Below are 18,085 nucleotides of genomic sequence, written 5' to 3'. Positions count from 1 at the left end.
CGCGGAACGGAGAATTCCAGCCATCTGCCCCCGTACGGCCCCAGACGCGCTGTACAGGTGTCCTCCACCACAACGGCGCCCGCCAACTCCCGCAATTACAGGACAACTCATGATCAACTCACCACAGCGCGGCCGAAAATCGCCCGGACGTCTCTTCGAGTTGCGGGAGTGGCAGTAGTAGGCTCACGCCGTTTGTTGACAGTCGACGGAAGACCACCCCGCCCCGGCGGGGTCCGAGCTGGGGGAGGCCATGCGCTTTCGCGGGAAGTCAATCCGCCGGAAGATCGTGGCGTTGCTGCTGGTGCCGCTCGTGTCCCTCACGTCGCTGTGGGGATTCGCCACCGTGATCACGGGTCGCGAAGCCAACCAACTGCTGGACGTCGCCTACATCGTCGAGCAGGTGGGCTATCCCATCGAGGACACGGTCAGGGTGATCCAGCAGGAGCGCCGCCAGACGCTGATCTACCTGGCGGACCCGCGGGCCTCCGACGCCCTCGCCGCCCTCCGCCGCCAGCGCGCGGCCACCGACGAATCCGTCGCGAAGATCAAGGCGCACGCGCAGAAACCCGCAGTGCGCGACGAGATCCGCCCCCAGGCGGCGAAGCGCCTCGGCACTCTCCTCGAAGCCTTCGAAGACATCGAAACCCTGCGCCGTTCCGTCGAGAACAGCACGGTCACCAGGCGTCAGGCCCTCGACCGCTACAGCCGCCTCGTCGACCCCTGCTACTCCTTCCTCATGAGCCTCCACGCCCTTGAAGACGTGGAGATGGACAAACAGGGCCGCGCCCTCGTTGGCATCACCCGAGCACGGGAGATGCTCTCCCGCGAGGACGCCCTGATCGCATCCGGCCTTGTCGCCCGCCAGTTCAACGCTCCCGAACTGCGAGAAGCCTCCGCCCTCGTCGCGAATCGCAAGCTGCTCTACGACTCCAACCTGGAGGTCCTGCCCGCCACCGAGCGCCGCGCCTTCGCGGAATACTGGCGCAGCCCGGCCACCGAGCCCCTGCGCACCGCCGAGGAACGCCTCATCGACGCGGGCCCCACCAAGAGCCCGCGCGGCGTCACCGCCAAGAGCTGGGACGAGGCCGCGACAGCCGTACTCGACCACCTCGCCCGCGAGGGAACCGAAGCGGGCAACCGCTACCAGGACCGTGTGGAGCCCGTCGCCCTCGACGTCCTCGTCAGAGCGGCCCTTGCCGGTGTGCTCGGCTTCCTCGCCCTGATCGTCTCGCTGTTCCTGTCCGTACGGATCGGCCGCAGCCTCATCCGCGACCTCTCCCGCCTGCGCAAGGAGGCCCACGAGGTCTCCGGCGTCCGGCTGCCGAGCGTGATGCGCAGGCTTGCGGCCGGCGAGCACGTCGACGTAGAGACCGAGGCGCCGCGCCTGGAGTACGACAAGAACGAGATCGGCCAGGTCGGCCAGGCCCTCAACACCCTCCAGCGCGCCGCCGTCGAATCGGCCGTCAAGCAGGCCGACATGCGCCGAGGCGTGTCCGAGGTCTTCGTCAACCTGGCCCGCCGCAACCAGGTCCTCCTCCACCGCCAGCTCACGCTCCTCGACACCATGGAGCGTCGTACCGAGGACACCGACGAGCTCGCGGACCTCTTCCGCCTCGACCACCTCACCACCCGCATGCGCCGCCACGCCGAGGGCCTCGTCATCCTCTCCGGCGCCTCGGCGTCCCGGCAGTGGCGCAAGCCCGTGCAGCTCATGGACGTCGTACGAGCGGCCGTCGCCGAGGTCGAGGACTACGAACGCATCGAGGTACGCCGCCTGGCGCGCATCGGCGTCGGCGGCCCCGCAGTCGCCGACCTCACGCACCTGATCGCCGAACTCCTGGAGAACGCCACGGTATTCTCGCCGCCGCACACCGCGGTCCAGGTGCACGGCGAACGCGTCGCCAACGGCTTCACCCTCGAAATCCACGACCGCGGGCTCGGCATGACCGCCGAAGCTCTGCTGGACGCGAACCTGCGGCTCGCCGAGACGCCCGAGTTCGAGCTGTCGGACACCGACAGGCTCGGCCTCTTCGTGGTCAGCCGGCTCGCCCAGCGGCAGAACGTCCGTGTCTCGCTCCAGCAGTCCCCGTACGGCGGGACCACCGCCGTGGTGTTCATCCCCGCCACACTGCTCACGGACGCACCGGAGACCAACGGCACCGGCTTCCGGCTCGACCGCAAGCACACCGGCGGCAGAGGCGGGCCCGGAGAGGGCCGCCCGACACTGACGACGCTCACCCGTGTCCCCGTGGAGCTGGCCGCCCAGGCCGTCCTGGACGGCCCGGTCGAACTGGAGCCCCCGCTGGGCGCCCTGGGCCTCGAAGAGGCCTCGCTCGACGGCGTGGGCAGCACAGGCCCCGGACTCGGCGGCCTCGGCGACATCGACGATACGGAGAGCGAGCGCGGAGGCCTGTTCCGGGCGCGCGAGCGCTCCCGTGACCGCGCCCGCGATTCCGCCCGCGAGCAGCACCAGCAGGCATCCGACCAGGTGCCCGAGGCAGGTGAGAGCGCGCGCCCCGGCGAGGCGGTGCCGCTGCCCCGCCGCAAGGCACCGGACACGCCGACCATGCCGACCCTCGTCGCCGACAACGGCCGCCGCGTCAGCGGCGCCAGGCGCACGCCGCCAACGCCAAGCAGGCCGGCCAGGCCGACCACGCCAGCAGCACCGACAACACCGGCAACACCGGCAACACCGACCACGCCCACCAGGCCGATCACGCCGACACCACCGACCACGCCCACCGCACCACCCGGATCACCCGCACGGGAACAGGCACCCACAGACCAGGGTCCCGGCCTCCCGCTGGGCGGCCTGCCCCGCCGTGTCCGCCAGGCCAACCTCGCGCCGCAACTGCGCGAGGCCGCCTCGGGCCGCACCGAACCCGCGAACGACGCACCCGGCACCGAGCAGGACGCCGAGCGCGACGCGGAGGAGGTGCGCAGCCGTATGGCCTCGCTCCAGCGCGGCTGGCAGCGCGGCCGCAGGCAGAACGCCGAGGACGAGCCGGGCCCGGGCGAGACAGCACCAGGAACCACACCAGAGGGGGACGGTCGATGACCGCACCGAACGCCGCAGCACACGACGCCACGGGCCGGGGCTCCGGAGAGCTCAACTGGCTCCTCGACGAGCTCGTCGACCGCGTCGGCAGCATCCGCAAGGCGCTGGTGCTCTCCAGCGACGGGCTCCCCACCGGTGCCTCCAAGGACCTGACGCGCGAGGACGGCGAACACCTCGCCGCCGTCGCCTCCGGCTTCCACAGCCTCGCCAAGGGCGTCGGCCGCCACTTCGAGGCGGGCCGGGTCCGGCAGACCGTGGTGGAGCTGGACGACGCGTTCCTCTTCGTCACGGCGGCGGGCGACGGCAGCTGCCTGGCCGTGCTGTCGGACTCCGACTCCGACGTGGGCCAGGTCGCCTACGAAATGACGCTGATGGTCAAGCGGGTCGGGGTCCACCTGACGACCGCGCCACGCTCCGGTCTGCCCGCCGGAGGGTGAGTGGGTGGCATGAGCGAAGCAACCCAGCAGGGTTCGCCGCACTGGTTCGACGACGACGCGGGTCCGGTCGTACGCCCGTACGCCATGACGCGCGGCCGTACGAGCAGCGCGAGCCGGCACCGGCTCGACCTGATCGCGGTGGTCGTGCCGGAGCCCGCGGCGGACGATCCGGGACGCGACCAGACGCTCGCTCCCGAACACGTCGAGATCGTCGAACTCTGCAGTGAGGCGCCGCAGTCGATCGCCGAGCTCGCCGCGGGCCTCGACCTCCCCGTCGGGGTGGTCAGGGTGCTCGTCGGCGACCTCGTCGAGGACGAGCTGGTGCACGTGACCCGTCCCGTACCGCCGGCGGAGCTGCCGGACGAGAGCATCCTTCGCGAGGTAATCAATGGTCTTCGGGCGCTCTAGCCGCAAGAAGCGGCCGGTTGAACCGGTCACCCTCAAGATCCTGGTGGCAGGCGGGTTCGGGGTGGGCAAAACCACCATGGTGGGGGCAGTCAGTGAGATCAGGCCACTGCGCACCGAGGAGACGCTCACAGAGGCGGGCCGCCCTGTCGACGACATCGACGGTGTCGAGGGCAAGAACACCACCACTGTGGCGATGGACTTCGGGCGGATCACGCTCCGCGAAGACCTGGTGCTGTATCTCTTCGGCACCCCGGGACAGGACCGTTTCTGGTTCCTGTGGGACGAGCTGGCACAGGGGGCACTCGGCGCGGTCGTGCTCGCCGACACCCGGCGCCTGGAGGACTGCTTCGCGGGCATCGACTACTTCGAGCGCCGTGGCATACCCTTCGCGGTCGCCGTCAACTGCTTCGACGGCGCCGCCCGTTATCCGGTGGAGACGGTACGTACCGCGCTCGATCTCGACGAGGAAGTGCCGCTCCTTCTGTGCGACGCGCGTGACCGCGAGACGGTCAAGGGCGTACTCATCGCGGTGGTCGAGCACGCCATGACCCGCTCGGCCGACCGGCGCCAGACGGCATCGACGTAACCGCAACGCCGTAACCGTATCGCTGTAACAGCACCGCCGTAACCGCCCCTAGCGTCCCGTACCCCCACCGACAGGGGTACGGGACGCCGTCCTCGGGGACAGGCCCCTTGTCAGCCCTGACCGTCCTCCTCCTGCCAGCCGAAGCTCCGCTCCACTGCCTTGCGCCAGTTGCCGTACTCCCGGTCGCGCTCCTGCGCCTCCATCCGCGGCGTCCACTCGACGTCGCGCTGCCAGTGCGCCTTGAGCTCGTCCAGGTCCGACCAGACGCCCGTGGCGAGCCCGGCGGCGTACGCAGCGCCCAGGCAGGTCGTCTCGGAGACCTTCGGCCGGATGACCGGAACGCCGAGGACATCGGCCTGGTGCTGCATCAGCAGGTTGTTGCCGGTCATTCCGCCGTCCACCTTGAGCGTGGTGATGGCCACGCCCGAGTCCTGGTACATCGCGTCGACGACTTCCCTGGTCTGCCAGCTGGTGGCTTCCAGGACCGCCCGTGCCAGGTGCGCCTTGGTGACGTACCTGGTCAGCCCGGTGATCACACCTCGGGCGTCGGAGCGCCAGTAGGGGGCGTACAGCCCGGAGAAGGCGGGCACGATGTACGCCCCGCCGTTGTCGTCGACGCTCGCCGCCAGGGTCTCGATCTCGTCCGCGCTGCGGATGATCCCCAGCTGGTCCCTGAACCACTGGACCAGGGCCCCGGTGATCGCGATCGAGCCCTCCAGGCAGTAGACCGGCGCATCGCTGCCGATCTTGTAGCCCATGGTGGTGAGCAGTCCGTTCTTCGAAGGGACCGGCCGGTTACCGGTGTTGAGGAGCAGGAAACTGCCCGTCCCGTACGTGTTCTTCGCGGTCCCCGTGTCGTAACAGGCCTGCCCGAACACGGCCGCCTGCTGATCACCGAGTGCGGAGGCGACCGGCACGCCCGAGAGCTGCCCGACAGCCGTCCCGTACACCTCGGCGGACGACCTGATCTCGGGCAGGACGGCCTCGGGAACATTCATCGCGGACAGGATCGCGGGGTCCCACTGGAGCGTCTGCAGGTTCATCAGCATGGTGCGCCCGGCGTTGGTCACATCCGTGACGTGTACGCCGCCGTCCGTGCCGCCTGTGAGGTTCCAGATCAGCCACGAGTCGATGGTCCCGAAGGCGATCTCACCGCGCTCGGCGCGGCCGCGCAGCCCGGGCACGTTGTCGAGCAGCCAGGCCGCCTTGGGCCCGGAGAAGTAGCTCGCGAGCGGCAGGCCGGTCGCGTCCCTGAATCGGTCCTGCCCGTCCGTACCCCCCAGTTCGTGGCAGAGGGCCGCGGTGCGCGTGTCCTGCCAGACGATCGCGTTGTGCACCGGCTTGCCGGTCGCCCGGTCCCACAGCACGGTCGTCTCGCGCTGGTTGGTGATGCCGAGCGCGCTGAGCTGCCCGGCGCGCAGTCCCGCCTTGGCGAGCGCGCCCGCCACGACGGCCTGCACTTTGGACCAGATCTCGGTCGCGTCGTGCTCCACCCACCCGGGTTTGGGGAAGATCTGACGGTGCTCGCGCTGGTCGACGGCGACGATCGCACCGTCGTGGTCGAAGATGATGCAGCGGCTCGACGTGGTGCCCTGGTCGATTGCGGCGACGTACTTCTCGGCTTGCCCGGAGTGTTCCGTCATGACGTCCCCTCGTCCGAAATTGGCTGAAAGCTGTCAGTACTCAGAAGACTGCACTCAGAAGATGCACTCGGAAGAGACCGCACTCAGAAGGCTGCGTTGTAGATGAGGCCCGCGACGGCACCTCCCAGCAGCGGTCCGGCGACCGGCACCCAGGCGTAACCCCAGTCGGACGTGCCCTTGTTCGGTATCGGCAGCGCCGCATGAATGATGCGCGGGCCCAGGTCGCGGGCCGGGTTGATGGCATAGCCCGTGGGCCCGCCGAGGGACAGGCCGATGCCGACGACCAGGAGGGCCACGATCAGCGCCTGGGTGCCGGACTCGCCGAGCCCCTTGGTCATCCCGAACGCCAGGACGGGCAGGACCAGTGCGATTGTCGCGATGGTCTCGGTGAGGAGGTTGGCGACGGGACTGCGGATCTCCGGAATGGTGGAGAAGATCCCCAGCGTCGGCAGCGCCGTCGCCCCGTCTCTGTTGGCCGCGAACTGCGCGTAATAGACCAGCCAGGCGAGTACGGCCCCGAGCATCGCGCCGACCATCTGCCCGAGGACGTAGACCGGGACCTTGCCCCATTCGCCGGTGTCGACGGCGATGCCCAGGGTCACCGCCGGGTTGAGATGACCTCCGGACAGCGGGGCGGCGGTGTACGCCCCGGCCAGTACGGCGAATCCCCAGCCGAAGGAGATGACGATCCAGCCGGACGCCTTCGCTTTCGAGTAGTTGAGAGTGACTGCGGCGCACACACCTGCGCCGAACAGGATCAGGATGGCGGTGCCGATGACCTCACCGACAAAGATGTCCCCGTTGCTCATGGCGGCTCCTAGGCCCTCGCCCGGGGACGGATCCCCGGTTCTGAAGTGCAGGGGGGTGCCGGCGGAATCGCCCGTGGGGAAGCCCCTGGCCCGCGACAGGGAGGGCCCCGGAAGCAGGCCTGTTTCCCGCGCTCCTGGGAGCCGTCGTACGGCGACGCCGACTGACAACGGGAAGTGTTCACCGGTGCTGATGGAGCGTCAAGGTCGCGGACACCAACCGCTGTCCGGGGGCACGGGACGCGGAGCCTCCTCCGAACCGGCTCCGGACCGGCTCTGAACCGATCGCTGGACCGACCGCTGGACCGCCCCTCAGCGGACGGCGATCACCGAGGAGCCGTGGCCGAACAGACCCTGGTTCGCGGTGAGCCCGACGCGCGCTCCCGGCACCTGCCGCTCACCCGCCGTACCGCGCAGCTGCCAGGTCAGCTCGCAGACCTGCGCGATCGCCTGGGCGGGCACCGCCTCCCCGAAGGACGCCAGGCCGCCGCTCGCGTTGACCGGAATCCGGCCACCGAGAGCCGTCGCGCCCTCCTGTACGAGCTTCGCGCCCTCCCCTGTCCCGCACAGTCCGATGTCCTCGTACCACTCCAGCTCCAGGGCAGTGGAGAGGTCGTACACCTCGGCGAGCGAAAGGTCCCCGGGCCCGACGCCAGCCTCTTCGTACGCCGCCCCCGCGATCGAGGCGCGGAAGGAGTCGGGGGAGGGGGCCACCGCCACGGTCGAGTCTGTGGCGATGTCCGGCAGGTCGAGCACGGCCTTCGGGAAGGTGGGAGTGACGGTGGAGACCGCGCGGATACGGACCGGATTCGCGGCCCCGTGCCGACGGGCGAACTCCATGCTGCACAGGACGAGCGCGGCGGCCCCGTCGGAGGTCGCGCAGATGTCGAGCAGCCGCAGCGGATCGGCGACGACGGCGGAAGCCGCTACGTCCTCGGCGGTGACGGCCCTGCGGTAGCGGGCGTTGGGGTTGAGCGCGCCCGCCGCCGCGTTCTTGACCTTGACCTGGCCGAAGTCCTCGACCGTGTCGCCGTACAGCGCCATGCGGCGGCGCGCGTAGAGCCCGAAGTACGCCGGGTTCGTCGCCCCGAGCACCCGGAACCGCAGCCAGTCGGGATCGTCGGGACGGTCCCCGCCGACCGGCGCGAAGAAGCCCTTGGGCGCCGCGTCCGCGCCCACCACCAGCGCCACGTCGGCCATGCCGGACAGGATCTGGGCGCGGGCGGTGTTGACGGCCTGCGCGCCGGACGCGCAGGCGGCGTACACGCTCGTCACGCGCGCCCCCTGCCACCCCAGCGCCTGCGCGAACGTCGCCCCCGCCACGTACCCCGGATAGCCGCCGCGGACCGTGTCCGCACCGACCACCGACTGCACCTCCTGCCAGCCGATCCCGGCGTCGGCGAGCGCGGCACGGGCCGCCACCGTCCCGTACTCGACGAAGCTGCGCCCCCACTTGCCCCACGGGTGCATCCCGGCGCCCAGCACCGCCACATCGCCGGTCATGACCGCACCTCTGCGGGCGCCGCGGGGACGGGCTGCCAGTGCCAGGTCGTCCAGGCGGTCTCCGCGTCCTCATGGAGGACACCCGGCACGACCTCGACCTCCATGCCGACCACCAGATCTGCGGTCGTCAGGCCGGGCGCTGCCTGCCCGAGCACCACGATGCCCTCGGCCGCGAGCTCGACGGCGACGAGCGTGTACGGCACCCACGCGACGGCCGGGTCGGACATGTACGGTGCGGGCGGGCGGTAGCGGCTGTCGGTGTACGACCAGACGCGGCCCCGCTTGGACAGGGGCACCTCCGCCGGCTCACCGCCCTGGCAGGCCGGGTTGCGGCAGAAGGCGTCCTGGCGTGGGAAGAAGACCGACGCGCAGGCCGAGCACCGGGTGCCCAGCAGCCGGAAGTCCTCCTGATCCGTGTCCACGGTGAACCAACCGGCCACCACGGGTGTGCGCGTACGCGACAAAGCCCCTCCCCGACACGGAAACTGACGGAACGTCAGAAGTGTGCCACGGTCAGCGGTTCTCCGCGAGCCACTTGGCGGCGATCTCGGCCAGCTCCCGGTCGCGGCCCGCCAGCATCATCCGGATCATCTGCACGTCACCGCGCAGCGACCAGGCCGGGTGCCCGAAGGTGGCCGGGTTGTTCTTCTCGATGAAGAAGTGCGCAGGCCAGGCGGTGCCGTAACCGATGAGCGGCAGCGCCGCGGCGTACCGCTTCCGGCCGCGCGCCAGGCCGTACACGCTCACCGCGAGCCCGGTGAGGGTGCCGGTCAGATGGACCCACCGGGTCGCGGCCCGGGAGTGCATCGCCACGTAGTAGGGCCAGAATTCCTCGTACGTATCAAAAGTCTGCGGCTCCATACGGGCACCGTAATGACTCGGCAGACAACCGTATACGGGCGTTCCGCGTCCGAAAGAAGTGTGCGGGCGGCCGGGACCCACGGGGGTGGCCCCGGCCGCCCGTTCCGTCCGTCTCTCCCTGTCAGTGCCCGGCAACCGAACGGCGAGCGACAGGGAAGTCGAAGTAGGTGTCCGGGAACGGCTCCGGCTTGTACGTGAAGTGCCACCACTCCTCGGCGAGATTCACGAAGCCCAGCTCGCCGAGCAGCCCCTTGAGCAGCTGCCTGTTGGCCCGCTGTGCGCCCTGGATGCGCGGGTCGTCCGTGTGGGACAGGGTGTCGAAGCAGTCATATCCGGTCCCCATGTCGACTGAGTTGTCGGGGAACCGGTCAGCTTTGGGCGCGTAACAGGGCGCGAGCTGCTCACCCGGGACGTACGGCCTGGTGTTCTTCGCCGGAAGTTTCACGATCGTCAGGTCCACCGTGCTGCCCCGGCTGTGCCCGGACTTCTCCGCGATATAACCGTCGGCGAACAGCCGCGACTTGTCGACATGGGGATAGAACTCTGCCTTCATCGCCTCGTCGTCGAGATCCTTCGCCCACCGTACGAAGTGGTCGACGGCGCGCTGCGGCCGGTAGCAGTCGTACACCTTGAGCGAATAACCCCGGCTCAGCAGCTTCGTCTGCGCCCGGTGCAGGGCCTTCGCCGCCGGCCGGGTGAGGATGCAGACCGGCTGACGGTAGCCGTCCACCGGCACGCCCACGAAGTTGTGCGGGGTGGTGTAGCGCATCTCCTCGATGATCGTCGGGTCCACGGACCGCAGGGAGACGAACCCCCTGGGGGCCTTCGGCTCGGGCTTCGCCAGCGCCGTGGGGGAGGCGGCGGTGACGGCGAGCAGGGTGGCGGCCGCGGTGGCCAGGGCGCGCAGTGCGGAGGCAAGTCCTGTCATGGCCCCTCCCTCTATCAGGTCAACACCGGGCTGGGGAAGGGGAATCGGATACAGTCCGCGCGTGTCCGGACGTATGAACAAGCCCCTCAGGGACGCCCACTGCTCCAGCTGCGGAGCCCCCTACAGCCCGTCCGCCGGCTGGCCCCGCACCTGCCCCTCGTGCGGCGCCACGGCCTATCGCAACCCCCTGCCCGTCGCCTTCGCCCTGCTGCCCGTACGTGACGCACAGGGCACCGGACTGGTCGTCATCACGCGCACCATCGAGCCGCAGCTCGGCGGGATCGCGCTGCCCGGCGGCTTCATCGACCATGGCGAGGACTGGCGGCACGCGGTCGTACGCGAACTGGCGGAAGAGACGGGTATCGCAGCCGATGAGGGACGGGTGCGCCTCGCCGACGCCCTGAGCTCCCCAGCCGGCCACATCCTCCTCTTCGGTCTGCTCCCCGAACGCGCGGCGGCGGATCTTCCGCCCTCCGTCCCCACCGACGAAACAACCGGCTGGCACCTGCTGCGCGAGCCCACAGAACTGGCCTTCCCCCTCCACACCCAAGCGGTACGAGCCTGGTTCGCCGGCCGCTACAGCCGAGCAGACTTTTCCAGCCCGTTGGGGTCCCCCCTGGACGCAGTCCTTGGGGGAGATTGAGGCCACGCGGAGGAGCCGCACTGTGCCACAGCGGGAAGAGCGGGGTGGCGACAAGCCGCACAGGCCCGTCTACTGGCCGCCCCGCACGCGCACCGGCAGCTCCACCTCCCCGCCGCCATCCCGCTCCACAACCACCCGCCCGCCATTCACCCGCGTAGTGAATCGCTCGATCTCCGCGGCCTCCCACCCGTCGCCCGCATCCCTGACCACCAGCCCGCCTCCCGTACGCCCCACAGCCGGCGCCCACACCTCAAGTTCGATCCCGCCGCCCTCACCCCGCACCGGAATCACCGCACCGGCCCGCGCCAGCACAGGGATACGGGACAGCGGCGCATCCAGCAGTACCTGCCCCGGCCCTTCGTACGCCTCGCCGGTCGCCGTGTCGTACCACCGTCCGCGCGGCAACCGCACCGCCCTGCGGTCCGACCCGCGCTCCAGTACCGGCGCCACCAACAGACAGTCCCCGAGCAGAAACGCGTCCTCACAGTCCCGCAGCGCCCGGTCCTCCGGCGCCCCCCACCACACCGGACGCACATACGGCGCACCAGTGAGGCGGGCCAGATGGGACAGCGTCACGAAATACGGCCGCAGCCGCTCCCTTTCGGCCAGCGCGGCCTTCGCGTGTCCAAGCACCTGCGGGCCGAACTCCCACGGCTCCCTACGGCCCGCCGTGAGCGCCGCATGCGTACGGAACAGCGGGAGATGAGCGCCCAGCTGAAACCAGCGCAGATACAGCTCCGGGGACGGCGTGCCGTTGAACCCGCCGACATCGGGCCCCGAATACGGCACCCCGCACAGCCCGAGACCGAGCACCAGGGACAGCGAGGCACGCAGCCCGGGCCAGCCGGTCGACACATCGCCGGACCAGGTGCCGCCGTACCGCTGCATCCCCGCCCACCCGGAGCGCGAAAAGAGAAACGGCCGCTCATCCGGCCGCTGCTCCCGCAGACCCTCGTAACCGGCCCGCGCCATGCCCAGGCCGTAGACATTGTGGGCCTCGCGATGATCGCCACCATGGCCCTCCAGATGGTGCCGCGCGGACCGGGGCAGCGTCGGATCACCGAAGGGAGCGAAGGAAACCGGCTCGTTCATGTCGTGCCACACCCCGGAGAACCCCTGCGCGAGACGTTCCTCGTACAACGCGCTCCACCACGCACGCGCCCGCGGATCGGTGAAGTCCGGATAGACGCACTCCCCGGGCCAGACCACCCCACGCACCTCATTGCCCCGTGCATCCCGTACGAAGGCCCCAGCGGCCGACCCGCTGTCGTACAGCGCATTGCCCCGCTCGGCCCTGATCGCCGGATCGACGATCGAAACCAGCCGCACCCCCGCCTCCCGGAGATCGGAGGCGAGCCGCGGCAGACCGGGAAACCGCTCCCGGTCGACCGTGAAGACCTGATGCCGGTCGTAGTGATCGATGTCCAGATGCAGTACGGACAGCGGCAGATCCCGCTCCTGATAGCCGGCGACGATCCGCCTGACCTCCTGCTCGCTGCCGAAGCCCCACCGCGCGTGCTGCGGGCCCAGCGCCCACGACGGAGGAAGCGCGGGGGCGCCGGTGAGCGCCGTCCAGCCCTGTAGCACGCGGGCAGGCGTTCCCACGACGACCCAGCAGCGCAGCGGCCCGCCGTCCATGCGCAACTCACTGGTGCCCGGCCGGTCGTGCCCCGACCCCGCACCCTCCTCACCCTCCCGCAGGGTCACCCGGCCCTCCCACGTGTTGTCGTGGAAGGCGAGATGAGTGCCTGCGTCCGAGACGACGAGCTGCACCGGCATCGTGATGTAGAGCGGGTCGTCACCCGGGGCGAACCTCCCGCCGGGATCGGTGTTCCACAGGTGGTACGTGCCGTCCCGCAGCCGGGGCCCCGAAGCCCGTCCGCCGAGACCGAAGAAACGCGCGTCCGCCGGCACCTCGCTGCGCTGCAGCCAGCGCGCGTGCCCACCGGCAACCGGCTCCCACCAGCGCGGAGGCAGATCCCGGCGGAGCACCACGCCGCCCGGCGTACGGACCTCGACGGCCCCGTTCCGCGACACGGCGACCATGACCCGCTCCGACACGACCCGCCAGCCGCCGTCCTTGTCGGGCTCCAGCTCGGCCCTCGGGTCCGGCTCTGGGCAGGCACCGGCGAGCGCGTACGAAGGCTCGGGATCCGCCCCGTCCCAGCCCCAGAACACCGCGCCGCCCACCGCCACCATCACCCGCAGTTCCGAACGGGCGAAACGCACCGTCCCGCCGCCTGGCCGGGGCTCCGCACCGGTGACAGGACCGGGCACACGGGCGCGCTCCGCCCCTCTCGGCGGCAGCCCCCACGCATCCGTACGACGCCGCCGCCAGGCCGCGCGCACGGCGCGCAGCCCCTGTACCGAGCTGACCAGTTTCACCGAGCGCACCAGGTCACGACCGTCCATGCCGCTCACCCTGCCACCCGGCCGGGCGTGTGCGTGGGGCGTTCAACTTCCGTTCACCCGTGGTGGGACCACATGATCAGGTGTCCGGCTGTGGGCGGCCCGCCCTGGTGCGGAAGAGGATCACATGGCATCGTCCCTGTCAGCCGACGCGTGCGCACACCCTTCCGCACGTGCGCGCGACACACGCACACGACGCGTACAGCCCGGGAGAGCCGCCACCATGACCTCAGCAGCGAACAACGCGCCCCTCTGGCAGCCGGACGCCGACCGCATCGCCGCAGCCAGGATCACCCACTTCCAGGCATGGGCCGCCGAGCGGTACGGAGCACCGGCCGACGGCGGCTATGCGGCGCTGCACCGCTGGTCGGTCGACGAGCTCGACACCTTCTGGAAGGCCGTCGCCGACTGGTTCGACGTACGCTTCTCCACCCCGTACGAAACCGTCCTTTCCGATCGATCCATGCCGGGCGCCCAGTGGTTCCCCGGAGCCACCGTCAACTACGCCGAGCACGCCCTCCGTACAGCGGAGGACCCGGCCCGCGCGGACGACCCCGCCCTCCTCCACGTCGACGAGACCCACCGCCCCACACCGGTCAGCTGGTCCGAACTGCGCCGCCAGGTGGGCTCGCTCGCCGCCGAACTGCGGGCCATCGGCGTACGCCCAGGAGACCGCGTCAGCGGCTACCTGCCGAACATCCCCCAGGCCACCGTCGCCCTGCTGGCCACGGCCGCCGTCGGCGGAGTCTGGACCTCCTGTGCCCCCGATTTCGGCGCCCGCAGTGTCCTCGACCGCTTCCAGCAGGTCGAGCCCGTCGTCCTGTTCACCGTCGACGGCTACCGGTACGGCGGCAAGGAACACGACCGTACGGACACCGTCGCCGAACTCCGCCGCGAACTGCCCACCCTGCGCGCAGTCGTCCACATCCCTCTCCTCGGCACACAAGCCCCCGAAGGCGCCCTCGACTGGTCCGCCCTGACCTCCGCCGACACTGAGCCGGTCTTCGAGCAGGTCCCCTTCAGCCACCCCCTGTGGGTCCTGTACTCCTCCGGCACCACCGGCCTCCCCAAGGCCATCGTGCAGTCCCAGGGCGGCATCCTCCTGGAGCACTTCAAGCAGCTCGGCCTGCACTGCGACCTCGGCCCGGAGGACCGCTTCTTCTGGTACACCTCCACCGGCTGGATGATGTGGAACTTCCTCGTCTCCGGCCTGCTCACCGGCACCACGGTCGTCCTGTACGACGGCAGCCCCGGCTACCCGGACACCGGCGCCCAGTGGCGCGTGGCCGAACTGACCGAGGCGACCCTCTTCGGCACGTCGGCGGCGTACGTCATGGCCTGCGCCAAAGCGGACGTCCACCCCGCTCGCGACTACGACCTCTCCCGCATCAAATGCGTGGCGACGACGGGCTCCCCGCTCCCACCCGACGGCTTCCGCTGGCTCCACGACGAGGTCGCCCCCGACCTCTGGACCGCCTCCGTCAGCGGCGGCACAGACGTCTGCAGCTGCTTCGCAGGCGCGGTCCCCACGCTCCCCGTACACATCGGAGAGCTCCAGGCCGCCTGCCTCGGCACGGACCTCCAGGCCTGGGACCCCCAGGGCAAGCCCCTGACCAACGAGGTCGGCGAGCTCGTCGTCACCAACCCCATGCCGTCCATGCCGATCCACTTCTGGAACGACCCCGACGGCAGCCGGTACCACGACAGCTACTTCGACACGTACCCCGGCGTCTGGCGCCACGGCGACTGGATCACCATCACCGACCGCGGCTCGGTGATCATCCACGGCCGCTCCGACTCCACCCTCAACCGCCAGGGAGTCCGCATGGGTTCGGCGGACATCTACGAGGTGGTCGAGCGCCTCCCGGAGATCCGGGAGTCCCTCGTCATCGGCCTTGAAGAGCCCGAAGGCGGCTACTGGATGCCGCTCTTCGTCCACCTCGCCGAAGGCGCCACCCTCGACGACGGCCTGCGCACCCGGATCAAGCAGGCCATCCGCGCACAGCTCTCTCCGCGCCACGTCCCGGACGAGGTCATCGAGGTCCCCGGCATCCCGCACACCCTCACAGGCAAGCGCATCGAGGTCCCGGTCAAGCGTCTTCTCCAGGGCGCGGCCCTCGACAAGGCCGTCAACCCGGGCTCGGTCGACAACCTCGACCTCCTGCGCTTCTACGAAAACCTTGGCCGCACCCGGCGCTGATTCCCGCCGCTCCCCGCAGCCGGTCACCGCTGTCAGTGCCGTCGGTTACTGTGAGTGAGCAATGATCGACTGCGCTCAGGGGGAATCATGGCGCACACCAATGGCACGAAGCACGGCAACAACAAGATCATGAGGCGTACGCTCCGTCGCGAAGTCCCCAGCACCGTCGGCCTTTTGGCCGACGAAGAGGACTTCGCATCCATGACGGAGTACCGCACATTCACCTTCGACAACCACACGGCCTACCTCCAGCAGGTGGAGGGCCTGCTTCGAGCCCTCGCGGCCCAGGGCGTGCACACCACCGTGGCCCTTTTCGATCCCGAGGAGTTCCTGGAGTTCTGTGAAGCCACCGGACTCGACCCCGACACGGCCGAGAGCCGTACGCGCTTCACCGCGGAAGTCGCGGTCCGCGGCACATCCGTCCCGTACACCGGCCAGCCCATCGACCACCTCGTGCCTCAGCTCATCAGCGAGGCGGTCCGCCAGGCCACCTGGGACTACGCGACCCTGCTCCTGGCCCGCCTCGGGGACTGCGCCGAGTGCGGCCAGGACATCGGCCGCGAAGCCTTCGACCGGGCCTCGCGCCTCGTCGCCCGCATCCTCGAAGAGGCCGGTCCCGGCAGCCACCACCTCGTCTGCAGCGTCCCGGCCGAGGAAGAACAACTGATCGCCGTTCTCCATGCGGAGCGGGCCACCGGTGAACCGGCCCATGTGACTGACCTCGAAGGCGCCGAGTTCGTGACGGTCCTGGCGGCCGGTATCGCGGTCGAAAGCCCGGGGGGAGTGGTGCTGAGGATCACCAGGGCCGGCACCCCCGACCGGCTCCACGGCTGGCGGCTGCACCGCGGCCACCTCGTCGCACTCACCGCGGGAGAGGTCTTCAACGCCTACTGCACAGACGCTGCCACAGGCGACCCTCTGGCCCCGGAACCGGACGTCGAGTACTGCGCCGGCTTCGACATCGCAGAGCCCGACATCCACCGATGAACGCCCGAGGGGCTCCCGGCCAATCGGCCGGAAGCCCCTCGGTCAGAACAGCACCTGTCCGGTCACTCCCCGGACAGCACCGCCTGCGCGGCCGCACGGGCCTCGTCGGCGGTGTCGGTGGCGCGCGCCGCAGCAGCGGCACGCTCGCACTGGGCGAGGGTGTACTTCGCCAGCGTCGCGCGGACATAAGGAATGGCCTTCGCGCCCATGGACAGCGAGGTCACCCCCAGACCGGTCAGCACACAGGCGAGCAGCGGATCGGCCGCGGCCTCACCACACACGCCACAGCTTTTGCCCTCGGCCCGAGCGGCCTCGGCCGAAACGGCCACCAGGTCGAGAAGCGCAGGCTGCCAAGGGTCCTGAAGCCGAGACACCGCACCGACCTGACGGTCAGCGGCAAAGGTGTACTGAGCCAGGTCATTGGTCCCCAGCGAAAGGAACTCGACCTCTTGCAGGATCGAACGCGCCCGGAGCGCGGCGGACGGAATCTCCACCATCGCGCCGAATTTCGCCTGCAGTCCGGCCTCGCGGCACGCGTCCGCGAACGCCTTGGCGTCGGTACGGTCCGCGACCATCGGCGCCATGACCTCGAGGTACACAGGCAGTCCGGCAGCGGCCTTCGCCAGCGCAGTCAGCTGCGTCCGCAGTACGTCGGGGTGGTCGAGCAGCGACCGCAGCCCGCGCACACCCAGCGCCGGGTTCGGCTCCTCGGCCGGCGTCAGGAACTCGAGCGGCTTGTCGGCGCCCGCATCCAGCACCCGCACGACCACACGGCCCTCGGGAAACGCCTCGAGCACCTTGCGGTAGGCCTCGACCTGCTTCTCCTCCGACGGCGCCCGCTTGCTGTCGTCGAGGAAGAGGAACTCCGTACGGAACAGCCCCACGCCCTCGGCGTCGGCCTCGACCGCGGCCGGCACGTCGGCGGGACCGCCGATGTTGGCGAGCAGCGGCACCTTGTGACCGTCGGACGTCGCACCGGGACCGGTCGAAGCGGAAAGCGCGGCCCTGCGCGCTGCGGCAGCGGCCTCGAGCTCGGCACGCTTGTCCGCGGTCGGCTCGACGAAGACCTCGCCGGTGCTGCCGTCCACCGCGACGACTGTGCCCTCGGCCAACTCACCGGCGCCCGGCAGAGCCACCACAGCGGGCACACCCAGGGCACGCGCCAGAATCGCGCTGTGGCTGGTCGGCCCACCTTCTTCGGTCACAAAGCCCAGGACCAGCGCGGGGTCGAGAAGCGCCGTGTCGGCAGGAGCAAGGTCCCGCGCGATCAGTACGTACGGCTCGTCACTGTCCGGCACACCCGGCATCGGAACGCCCAGCAGACGCGCGACGATACGATTCCGCACATCGTCGAGGTCAGCAACCCGGCCGGCCAAGTACTCGCCGGCATTGGCCAGGAGCGCCCGGTAGGCCGCAAAAGCGTCGTACACCCCACGCTCGGCGGTGCTTCCGACGGCGATACGCCGGTCCACATCGGCCATGAGCTCGGGATCCTGCGCCATCATGGCCTGCGCCTCAAGCACATGCTGTGCCTCGCCGCCGGCCAGATTGCCGCGCGCGATCAGGTCGGCCGCCACAGCTTCCACGGCCTGGCGAGCACGCCCCTGTTCGCGCTC

General features: G+C 70.3%; 15 protein-coding genes (1 of these 15 only partly in view). 7 read left to right on the top strand and 8 right to left on the bottom strand.

Annotated features, from left to right (window positions below; genetic code table 11):
- Nucleotides 1-250 precede the first annotated feature (250 nt).
- Genes PXH83_RS01695 through PXH83_RS01680 form a run of 4 tightly spaced genes read left to right on the top strand, consistent with a single transcriptional unit; the run spans nt 251 to nt 4,489 of the window.
- On the top strand, nt 251-3,058 hold the full coding sequence (locus tag PXH83_RS01695) for a sensor histidine kinase (RefSeq protein WP_274555832.1): 2,808 nt from the start codon (nt 251-253) through the stop codon (nt 3,056-3,058).
- Nucleotides 3,055-3,495 (top strand): roadblock/LC7 domain-containing protein, encoded by a 441-nt coding sequence (locus PXH83_RS01690; protein ID WP_274555830.1) that lies wholly within the window; start codon nt 3,055-3,057, stop codon nt 3,493-3,495. Before PXH83_RS01695 ends, PXH83_RS01690 begins: the two co-directional genes overlap by 4 nt.
- Nucleotides 3,496-3,504: 9 nt before the next feature.
- Nucleotides 3,505-3,903, top strand: coding sequence for a DUF742 domain-containing protein (locus PXH83_RS01685; protein WP_214916470.1), 399 nt, complete (start codon nt 3,505-3,507; stop codon nt 3,901-3,903).
- The gene (locus PXH83_RS01680; protein ID WP_274555826.1) at nt 3,884-4,489 is read left to right on the top strand and encodes a GTP-binding protein; all 606 of its coding nucleotides are present in this window, start codon (nt 3,884-3,886) and stop codon (nt 4,487-4,489) included. Before PXH83_RS01685 ends, PXH83_RS01680 begins: the two co-directional genes overlap by 20 nt.
- 110 nt (nt 4,490-4,599) lie before the next feature.
- Here PXH83_RS01680 and glpK read toward each other — a convergent pair whose 3' ends face one another.
- From glpK to PXH83_RS01650, 6 genes are all read right to left on the bottom strand, one after another.
- Nucleotides 4,600-6,132 (bottom strand): glycerol kinase GlpK, encoded by a 1,533-nt coding sequence (gene glpK, locus PXH83_RS01675; protein ID WP_274555823.1) that lies wholly within the window; start codon nt 6,130-6,132, stop codon nt 4,600-4,602.
- Between the two features lie 83 nt (nt 6,133-6,215).
- Entirely contained in the window at nt 6,216-6,941 is a 726-nt protein-coding gene (locus tag PXH83_RS01670) for an MIP/aquaporin family protein (protein WP_274555822.1), read from the bottom strand.
- Nucleotides 6,942-7,250: 309 nt separating this feature from the next.
- A complete protein-coding gene (locus PXH83_RS01665; protein ID WP_274555821.1) occupies nt 7,251-8,441 on the bottom strand; it encodes a lipid-transfer protein in 1,191 nt (396 codons plus the stop codon).
- The gene (locus PXH83_RS01660) at nt 8,438-8,884 is read right to left on the bottom strand and encodes a Zn-ribbon domain-containing OB-fold protein (protein WP_274562625.1); all 447 of its coding nucleotides are present in this window, start codon (nt 8,882-8,884) and stop codon (nt 8,438-8,440) included. Before PXH83_RS01660 ends, PXH83_RS01665 begins: the two co-directional genes overlap by 4 nt.
- Nucleotides 8,885-8,954: 70 nt before the next feature.
- Nucleotides 8,955-9,302, bottom strand: coding sequence for an Mpo1-like protein (locus PXH83_RS01655; RefSeq protein WP_274555819.1), 348 nt, complete (start codon nt 9,300-9,302; stop codon nt 8,955-8,957).
- 121 nt (nt 9,303-9,423) lie between these two features.
- Nucleotides 9,424-10,230: a M15 family metallopeptidase gene (locus PXH83_RS01650; protein WP_274555817.1), complete on the bottom strand. Its 807-nt coding sequence runs from the start codon at nt 10,228-10,230 to the stop codon at nt 9,424-9,426.
- Nucleotides 10,231-10,303: 73 nt separating this feature from the next.
- On the opposite strand from PXH83_RS01650, the gene PXH83_RS01645 reads away from it, so the two are divergent.
- Nucleotides 10,304-10,873, top strand: coding sequence for an NUDIX domain-containing protein (locus PXH83_RS01645; RefSeq protein WP_274562624.1), 570 nt, complete (start codon nt 10,304-10,306; stop codon nt 10,871-10,873).
- Nucleotides 10,874-10,942: 69 nt separating this feature from the next.
- On the opposite strand, the gene PXH83_RS01640 is transcribed toward PXH83_RS01645, so the two are convergent.
- Nucleotides 10,943-13,285, bottom strand: coding sequence for a glycoside hydrolase family 31 protein (locus tag PXH83_RS01640; protein WP_274555814.1), 2,343 nt, complete (start codon nt 13,283-13,285; stop codon nt 10,943-10,945).
- Nucleotides 13,286-13,505: 220 nt separating this feature from the next.
- On the opposite strand from PXH83_RS01640, the gene PXH83_RS01635 reads away from it, so the two are divergent.
- Both PXH83_RS01635 and PXH83_RS01630 read left to right on the top strand, forming a co-directional pair.
- Nucleotides 13,506-15,482 carry an acetoacetate--CoA ligase gene (locus PXH83_RS01635; RefSeq protein ID WP_274555812.1) on the top strand — a complete coding sequence of 659 codons (1,977 nt, stop codon included), beginning with the start codon at nt 13,506-13,508 and terminating at the stop codon, nt 15,480-15,482.
- Between the two features lie 87 nt (nt 15,483-15,569).
- Nucleotides 15,570-16,469 (top strand): hypothetical protein, encoded by a 900-nt coding sequence (locus PXH83_RS01630; RefSeq protein WP_274555810.1) that lies wholly within the window; start codon nt 15,570-15,572, stop codon nt 16,467-16,469.
- 62 nt (nt 16,470-16,531) lie between these two features.
- On the opposite strand, the gene ptsP is transcribed toward PXH83_RS01630, so the two are convergent.
- Nucleotides 16,532-18,085: the 3' portion of a phosphoenolpyruvate--protein phosphotransferase gene (gene ptsP / locus PXH83_RS01625; protein ID WP_274555808.1), read on the bottom strand. The gene runs 117 nt beyond the window's last position; only the last 1,554 of its 1,671 coding nucleotides appear in the window; its start codon lies beyond the right edge, outside the window; the stop codon is at nt 16,532-16,534.

Source organism: Streptomyces spiramyceticus (assembly GCF_028807635.1).
GTDB classification, from domain to species: Bacteria; Actinomycetota; Actinomycetes; order Streptomycetales; family Streptomycetaceae; genus Streptomyces; species Streptomyces spiramyceticus.
The sequence above is the reverse complement of the archived record's forward strand: the minus strand, read 5'-3'. Positions and strand labels throughout refer to the sequence as shown.